This is a genomic window from Rhizobium sp. AP16, assembly GCF_000281735.1.
In the GTDB taxonomy this organism is placed as follows: domain Bacteria; phylum Pseudomonadota; class Alphaproteobacteria; order Rhizobiales; family Rhizobiaceae; genus Rhizobium; species Rhizobium rhizogenes.
Window position 1 is genome coordinate 141,607 of sequence record NZ_AJVM01000013.1, and the last position, 7,421, is coordinate 149,027.

Consider the following 7,421-nt stretch of genomic DNA (forward strand, 5'->3'; position numbering starts at 1 on the left):
CCATGGACCGTAAGCTTCCTGTGAGAAAAGCAGTCATTCCGGTTGCCGGCAACGGAACCCGTTTCCTGCCCGCCACAAAGGCAATGCCGAAGGAAATGCTGACGATCGTCGATCGTCCGGTGGTGCAGTATGCCGTCGATGAAGCCATCGAAGCCGGCATCGAGCACATCGTTTTCGTCACCAGCCGCAACAAGACGTCGATCGAAGACCACTTCGACGACACGCCGGAGCTGATTTCCTCGCTGAACAGGGCAGGCAAGACGAAGCAGGTGTCCGAACTGGAGCGCCTTCTGCCCCGCGCCGGCTCCGTCAGCTTCACCCGCCAGCAGTCGCCGCTCGGTCTCGGCCATGCCGTCTGGTGCGCCCGCGATGTGATCGGCAACGAACCCTTCGCGCTGCTTTTGCCTGACATGGTCTGCCATGGCGTGCGCGGCTGCACCGCCGGGTTGATGGATCTCTATAACGAAGTCGGCGGCAATGTCGTCGGTGTCGAGGAATGCTCACCTGAAGAAACGTCGAGCTACGGCATTATCGGCAGGGGAGCGCCGGTTCGCCATGGCTTCGGCGTGACCAAAATGGTTGAAAAGCCGCATCCTTCGGAGGCGCCTTCCAACTTTTACCTTAATGGTCGCTATATTCTGCAGCCCGAAATCTTCGATATTCTGGCCCGGCAAGAGCGCGGCGCCGGTAACGAGATCCAACTCACCGACGGCATGCTGCGCCTGTCTGAAACACAGGGGTTCCATGCTCAGGCCTATAATGGACGGACTTACGATTGCGGATCGAAGCAAGGCTTCATCGAGGCGAACGTCGCCTTCGCGCTCGCGCGTGCCGATATTGGCGGTCTCGTCTATGACTCGATCCGAAGCCTGGTTCTCTCGCACGAAGCGCAGATGAACGCAGCTTAAAGCAAATCACTTCCGCCTGCGGCTCTGGCGGCCGCAGGCCCCGAGCCGTCATTCAATTAGGCTTCTCCGACAAGGTGGTCGCCATGCATCAGAAAAATTTCACTTTCCACAGCGCTACCCCCAAAGCGGAGGAGCAGGATGGCTTCATTGACCTTGATCGCCTGATGGCGGTGGTGATCCGCCGCATCCGCACCATCATGCTTGGCGTGGCCGTCTTCGTTGGGCTGGCGATCGCCTATCTGCTTTTCGCCACCCCGAGCTATACGTCGGCGACGCAGATATTGCTCGATGAAACCATGACCAAATACGCGGAGGACCAGCCACCGCCGACCAGCAGCCAGCAGGCTGACATGGATATCGCCAGCGCCGTCGAGATCCTGAAATCCAACGAGATGGCATTGCGGGTGGTCGACACGGCCGGTCTCATCGACAATGACGCGTTCGTCAATCCGCCGCAGTCGCCAGTCGCTTTGATCAAATCCGGCGTGAAGCTGATTGCCAGCGTCTTCAAGCCCGCCAAGCCCCCCTTGACGCCTGCGGAAGCCCGTGAGGCGAAACGTCAGCTTATCGCAGCCATGCTGCAGGACGCTCTCAAGGTCGAGCGCGTCACCCGCAGTTCCGTCGTTCTGGTATCCTTCAGCTCGACTGATCCGCTGCTGGCGGCAAAAATTACCAGCGCTTATGCGGACTCCTATCTGACCGACCAGCTCAACGCCAATTTCGATGCGACCGAGCGCGCATCCGTCTGGCTGCAGGAACGGCTGAACGATCTGCGCCAGCGCGCGCAGATGGCATCGCTCGAAGTTGAAAAGTACAAGGCCGAGAACGGCTTGACCTCGACTGGCGGCGAGCTGATGTCGGAGCAGCAGATCTCCGATCTGAACAAGCAGTTGATCATCGCCCAGGCCGACACAGCCAGTGCTTCCGCCCGCTATAACCAGTACAAGTCGATTATCGACCAGGGACCGGACAATGCGGTGAAGAACGCGACGATCTCGTCCAGCCAGTCCGGCAACAGCGTCCTGCAGGACCTGAAGACCCGCTATCTTGCCGTACAGAAGCGCGAGCAGGACGTGACGCAGAATTTCGGCGCCGACCATCCGCAGGCCGTGGCTTTGAAGGCGGAGCGCCAGGACATTACCCGTCAGATTTATGAGGAACTCCAGCAACTGACGGCGAGCTACAAGAATGAATTTGATGTGGCGCAATCGCGTGCGACATCGCTGCGTGGCAGCATCGAGGGCATGGTCGGCAAGAACTCCGAAGCCAACAAATCCCTCGTGCAGCTGAACGAGCTGAACCAGAAGGCGACGGCGCTGAAGACGCTGTACGAATCCTATCTGGGCCGCTTTGAAGCCGCAGCACAGCAACGGTCCTTCCCGATCGCCAAGGCGCGCGTGATATCCGCGGCTGGCGTTCCGACTGCGCCGTCAAGCCCGAAAAAAACGCTCGTCATGGCGCTTTCGATCATTCTTGGCTTGATGGCCGGCGGTGGCTTTGCCGCATTCCAGGAATTCCGGGATCGCTTCTTCCGCGTAGAAGCCGATGTGCGCGCAGCACTCGGGCTCAAATTCCTGGGCTACCTGCCGCTGCTTGGCCAACAGGGCTTCCCGAAGAAGAAGAACAAGCGCAAGGCCGGTCCGGTGCCGGCAATGGCAACGGCAACTGCCGAGGAAGGCGAAAACGGTGTTGCCTTCGAACGCATCATGCGTGTCTCCGTCGAGGCGCCGCGTTCGATGTTCGCCGAGACCTTGCGAAACGCCAAGCTTGCCAGCGATGTCATGCTGCAGGGACGTGCGGATCGGGTGATCGGCGTCGTCTCGGCACTGCCGGGCGAAGGCAAGTCAACGACGGCCGCCAATTTCGCGGCCCTGCTCGCCAGCAGCGGCAAGCGGACGCTGCTGATCGACGCCGACTTGCGTAATCCGGGCTTGAGCCGGACACTGAAGACGCCACCGCAGGTCGGCCTTATCGAAGCCGCTCTCGGAGAAGTCCCCTGGGCAAGCGCCGTCAAGGTCGATCCGCGTACCAAACTTGCCATCCTGCCGGTGGTTATACGCGACCATCTGCTCCACACCAGCGAGCTTCTGTCCTCGCAGGGCATGATGACGCTGATGGAAAACGCACGGAAGATGTTCGACTATATCGTCGTCGACCTTGCGCCGCTCGGACCTGTCATCGACGCCAAGGCGTTCGCGCCGCAGGTGGACGCCTTCCTGCTCGTTGCCGAATGGGGTGCTACGCCGACCAGCCTTGTCAGGGACTTGCTGGAACAGGAGCCGCAGATCAACTCGCGCGTCCTCGGCGTTATCCTCAACAAGACCGACATGTCGGAACTGGCACGCTATAGCGAGTTCGGCGCCACCGAACGCTACCGGCAGAAGTATGTCAGCTACTACACCGAAGACCATCCGAAGACTCAGGTAGAGGCGTAAAAGCCTCTACCGACCGGGAGCCTTCGACCGTGACTTGGCCAGGGCATTTTCACGCCAGATCGTGAAGATGCCCGCGCCTACGACGATGACGGCGCCGACGATCATATTGATGCCGAGCGTCTCGCCGAAGATTGTAACACCGATGATGGCGGAGAAGACGAGCTGCAGATAGGTGAGCGGCTGGATCACCACCGCGTCGAGAAGATCATAAGCGCGGATGAGGAAATAGTGGCTCGTCATGCCGGTAAGGCAAAGCAGGCCCATGAAGACCCAGTCGGACGGCAGAAGCGGCGTCCAGAAAAATGGTCCGACAGTGCTCATCGCGACCGCCCCCACAACTCCGGTATAAAAGAAGCTCGTCATCGACGAATCCACCCGGCTGACATAGCGGGTGATGACGACATAGAGCGAAAACACCAGGGCACCCGCCAACGGCACCAGGAAGCGGATGTCGAAAAAGCCGCTTTCGGGCTTCAGGATCAACAGCACCCCGACAAAACCGACCGAGATCGCCAGCCAGCGCCGCCAGCCGACCTTCTCGCCGAGGATCGGCACCGACAGCAGCGCCACGATCAACGGACCGGACGAGAAGATCGCCTGCGAATGTGCAAGGCCGACCATGACGAAGGACGAAATGGCGATGACGATCTGCAAGGCGAGCAGCAGCCCGCGAACGACCTGCAGGCCGGGCTTTTTGGTATGGACAGCCGCGCGCAATCCACCCGGCGAGCGTGCCGCAAGCGCGATCGCAAACAGCATGAAGCCCCAATAGCGGATCATCGCCACGAAGAGCGGCGGATAGGCGCTGACCAGATGTTTGGAGATGCCGTCCTGTATGGCGAAAATACTGATCGCCAACAGCGTGAAGACATAACCGGCAGTGTTGGATTTCATTTCGACTCAAAGGAAGATTGTATGCGGCCCCGGAAGCGCCGGCTTGCTCGACGCTGGCAATGACAATAGGCCATCCGATCTTTCAATCATAGGCTTTGGAAATGGTCTCCACGCACGAAATGCGCGGATCAGGTGTTTTTCGTGCCCTCGACAAAGGCAGAAAATCCCTCGATGAAAGCGGCGAGGTTATGCTTCACTTTCTCGTCGATGATTTTACCTTCCGCATCGAAAACGCTGCCGGCGCGCGAGACCATCAACCGCCCACCGAACCAGGGATTGGTGCCAAGTGTTCGCAGCACCGGCAGCCAGGCATTCTGGCTGAGGATCGTCCCGAAATTGCCGGGAGAGGCGCCGAGGATGGCGACGGGCTTTGCCCCGAAGACGCGGGAAATGTCGGTCGACGGCCGGCTCATCCAGTCGATCGCGTTCTTGAAGACACCGGGAAGCGAGTTGTTGTATTCCGGCGTGAACAGAATCAAGCCGTCAGCGGCGGCCGCCAGTTCCTTCAGCTCGGTTACCTTCTCCGGAATGCCTTCGGCCGTCTCGAGATCAGCATCGTAAAGTGGCACGCCATGGATGGTCGCAGCGATGAACTCGACACCCGCCGGCGCCAGTTCGACAGCGGCATGCAGCAGCGCCGTGTTGAAGGAGCCCTTGCGGAGGCTACCCGATATGCCGAGAATCTTCATCGTATCCCCCTGATGATCGCATGGAGAGAGTTTGCCGTTCCAAGCCGTTCGTCAAGGGTAGTCCAGGTGCTTGGGTTCGGGTCAGGCGGCCAGAAGCGATTTCAGTTTGACATGGCTCGCCGTCAGCGCCTCGGGGTCGGGTTGGGCGCGGGCAGCGATCAGCATTTCGGCAAGGCGGATATCGCGGGCGACGGCGTTGCCATGGCCGATGCCGCTGGCCGCTAGAAGCCGCCCGGTATCATCGAGATGAAAGAGGATGAAAGCCCCGTCGGAGAGATCGCGCCTGAGCATTCTCGTCGCCCCGTCGGCGAGGCCGGCGATCTGCAAGGTCAGATCATATTGATCGGACCAGAACCACGGCACGGCGGAAATGCTGTTCCCTTCGTCGAGCATATTGCCCGCGGCCAAGGTTCCCTGTTCCTGCGCATTGCGCCAGGACTCCAGCCGCACCCGCCGCCCGCCATAAAGCGCTAGCGGGAAAGAGCAGCAATCTCCGGCCGCAAAGATATCGGCTTCGGACGTCTCCAGCCACTCGTTGACGGCGATGCCATTGTCGATCGCAAGACCCGCTTTTTCCGCCAGCGCAACATTCGGCAGGGCGCCGATGCCGACCAGGACGAGATCGGCGGCGATGATCTCGTCGCTCCCCAGGCGAATGACCACACTATCCGCCCCCTCCTCAACAGCGACAATGGTCTCGCCGCAACGAATAACGACGCCTTCTTGCCGATGGCGCCCTGCTATGACCTCGGCAATCTCTTCCGGCACGCCTCGCTTCAGGGCGCGCGGCAGGCCCTCGATGACAGTAACCTCCACGCCGAGCTTGCGCGCCGTGGCCGCCAGTTCGAGCCCGATGAAGCCGCCGCCAATGATGGCGATGTGCTGACCGGGATGCAGCGCCGATCGCAAGAGGCAAGCGTCAGTGTGGGTGCGAAGCACGCGGATACGTTCGCCGGTTCTCGCAACACCGGGAAAGGCGCGTGCAGAGGCTCCGGTTGCGAGCAGCAACTTGTCGTAGCCAAGCTTTTCTTCGCCGGCGAGCATGATCGCCTTGGCAGTCGGATCGATGTCGATCACATCAATGCCCAGCCGCAAGTCGATGCACCGTTCGGTGTAACGCTCCAATGTCGCCACGAACTTCGGTTCGGCTGCATGGGCAAGCCCTTCCTTCGAGAGCGGCGGGCGTTCATAGGGGGCGACCGGCTCGGCTCCGATCAGGGTGATGTCGCCCTCAAAACCCTTCTCCCTGAGCGCAAAGGCGGCTCGCGCGCCGCACTCCCCTGCCCCGACGATGACGAAATGCGGCATGGCTTTCTCCTTATACCGCAATGAAGACGGTGCCGTCTTCGACCTTGACCGGATAGGTCTTGAGGTTGACGCAGACGGGGGCGCCCTTGGCCTCGCCGGTCCGGTAATCGAAACGGCCGTTGTGCTTCGGACATTCGATGATGTTGTCCATAACCAACCCGTCGGCGAGATGGATCTGCTCGTGTGTGCAGAGACCATCGGTCGCGAAGTAGTCATCGTCCGGACTGCGATAAATGGCGAAGGTCCGTCCGCCATGGTCGAAGCGCATCACATCTTCCTCGTCTATCGCATCGGCTGCGCAGACCTCGATCCAGTTGCCGCTCATTCTTGCCTCCCTGTTTGCTTCTTTTTGCCGGTTATTGTGCCGCTTCAGGCAACGCGCTGTGAAATTCTTCCCGATATGGCCGCGCCGTCGATGGCAGCTCGCGCTTCAGGAAATAATCCTCATTGCGAAGCTGCCGGAGAAAGGCCGGGATCATCTCGCGATAACCCGACCACATGGACGGATTGGGCTGCGGCAGGTCGTGCTTGATCATCGCATGCAGCTTCGGCAGTGCATGGTAGGGCACCATCGGGAACATGTGATGCTCGACATGGTAGTTCATGTTCCAATAGATGAAGCGGCTGATCGGGTTCATCAGCACCGTGCGGCTGTTCAGCCGGTGATCGATGACATTGTCGGCAAGGCCGCCATGCTGTAGCAGGCCGGTCAGTACATGATGCCAGGCGCCATAGAGCCGCGGCAGTCCGATCAGCACCAGCGGCAGGATCGAGCCCATATAAAGAGCCGCGACAATCGTCACGAGATAGATGACAGTCCAGATGCGGGCGATACGGATCGCCTTCGGCTGCTCCTGTTCGGGAATGAAGGTCTTTTCCTCGGCGCTAACGATACCGGCTGCATTGCGGATCATATCCAGCATGCCGTAGGCCGCATCGAGAATGCCGAAGAAATTCAGGATCAGGCGCAGGAGATCCGGCGGCCGCATGACGGCGATTTCCGGATCACGGCCGACGATGACCGTATCGGTGTGGTGGCGCGTATGGCTCCAGCGCCAGGTCACCGGATTGCGCATGATCATGAAGCAGGCGATCTGATAGACCGCGTCGTTCATCCAGCGGGTCTTGAAAGCCGTGCCGTGACCGCATTCGTGCCAACGGCTGTCGGAGGCCGAGCCGTAGAGCAC

7 protein-coding genes are annotated in these 7,421 nt (G+C 60.2%); 2 read left to right on the forward strand and 5 right to left on the reverse strand.

The annotated features are described in order from the left end of the window. Nucleotides 1-2: 2 nt before the first annotated feature. Nucleotides 3-908 carry a UTP--glucose-1-phosphate uridylyltransferase gene (locus tag PMI03_RS08415; RefSeq protein ID WP_007691931.1) on the forward strand — a complete coding sequence of 302 codons (906 nt, stop codon included), beginning with the start codon at nt 3-5 and terminating at the stop codon, nt 906-908. 83 nt (nt 909-991) lie between these two features. Beyond that, nucleotides 992-3,343 (forward strand): polysaccharide biosynthesis tyrosine autokinase, encoded by a 2,352-nt coding sequence (locus PMI03_RS08420; protein ID WP_007691933.1) that lies wholly within the window; start codon nt 992-994, stop codon nt 3,341-3,343. Between the two features lie 6 nt (nt 3,344-3,349). Here the strand turns inward: PMI03_RS08420 and PMI03_RS08425 are convergent, their stop codons facing one another. The 5 genes from PMI03_RS08425 to PMI03_RS08445 form a co-directional block, all read right to left on the reverse strand. Continuing rightward, nucleotides 3,350-4,237, reverse strand: coding sequence for a DMT family transporter (locus tag PMI03_RS08425; RefSeq protein WP_007691935.1), 888 nt, complete (start codon nt 4,235-4,237; stop codon nt 3,350-3,352). Between the two features lie 128 nt (nt 4,238-4,365). Continuing rightward, nucleotides 4,366-4,926 (reverse strand): NADPH-dependent FMN reductase, encoded by a 561-nt coding sequence (locus PMI03_RS08430; RefSeq protein WP_007691938.1) that lies wholly within the window; start codon nt 4,924-4,926, stop codon nt 4,366-4,368. 81 nt (nt 4,927-5,007) lie between these two features. Beyond that, on the reverse strand, nt 5,008-6,234 hold the full coding sequence (locus PMI03_RS08435) for an NAD(P)/FAD-dependent oxidoreductase (protein ID WP_007691940.1): 1,227 nt from the start codon (nt 6,232-6,234) through the stop codon (nt 5,008-5,010). A gap of 10 nt (nt 6,235-6,244) precedes the next feature. After that, nucleotides 6,245-6,559: a MocE family 2Fe-2S type ferredoxin gene (locus PMI03_RS08440; RefSeq protein WP_007691942.1), complete on the reverse strand. Its 315-nt coding sequence runs from the start codon at nt 6,557-6,559 to the stop codon at nt 6,245-6,247. A 31-nt stretch (nt 6,560-6,590) separates the two neighbouring features. Beyond that, the coding region (locus PMI03_RS08445) for a fatty acid desaturase family protein (protein ID WP_039973697.1) at nt 6,591-7,421 on the reverse strand (831 nt) is incomplete at its 5' end.

What these genes read in the sequence shown, in the direction of transcription:
- PMI03_RS08435 (WP_007691940.1), bottom strand. Translation starts at nt 6,234, where the DNA reads ATGCCGCATTTCGTCATCGTCGGGGCAGGGGAGTGCGGCGCGCGAGCC.
- PMI03_RS08425 (WP_007691935.1), bottom strand. Translation starts at nt 4,237, where the DNA reads ATGAAATCCAACACTGCCGGTTATGTCTTCACGCTGTTGGCGATCAGT.
- PMI03_RS08415 (WP_007691931.1), top strand. Translation starts at nt 3, where the DNA reads ATGGACCGTAAGCTTCCTGTGAGAAAAGCAGTCATTCCGGTTGCCGGC.
- PMI03_RS08420 (WP_007691933.1), top strand. Translation starts at nt 992, where the DNA reads ATGCATCAGAAAAATTTCACTTTCCACAGCGCTACCCCCAAAGCGGAG.
- PMI03_RS08440 (WP_007691942.1), bottom strand. Translation starts at nt 6,559, where the DNA reads ATGAGCGGCAACTGGATCGAGGTCTGCGCAGCCGATGCGATAGACGAG.
- PMI03_RS08430 (WP_007691938.1), bottom strand. Translation starts at nt 4,926, where the DNA reads ATGAAGATTCTCGGCATATCGGGTAGCCTCCGCAAGGGCTCCTTCAAC.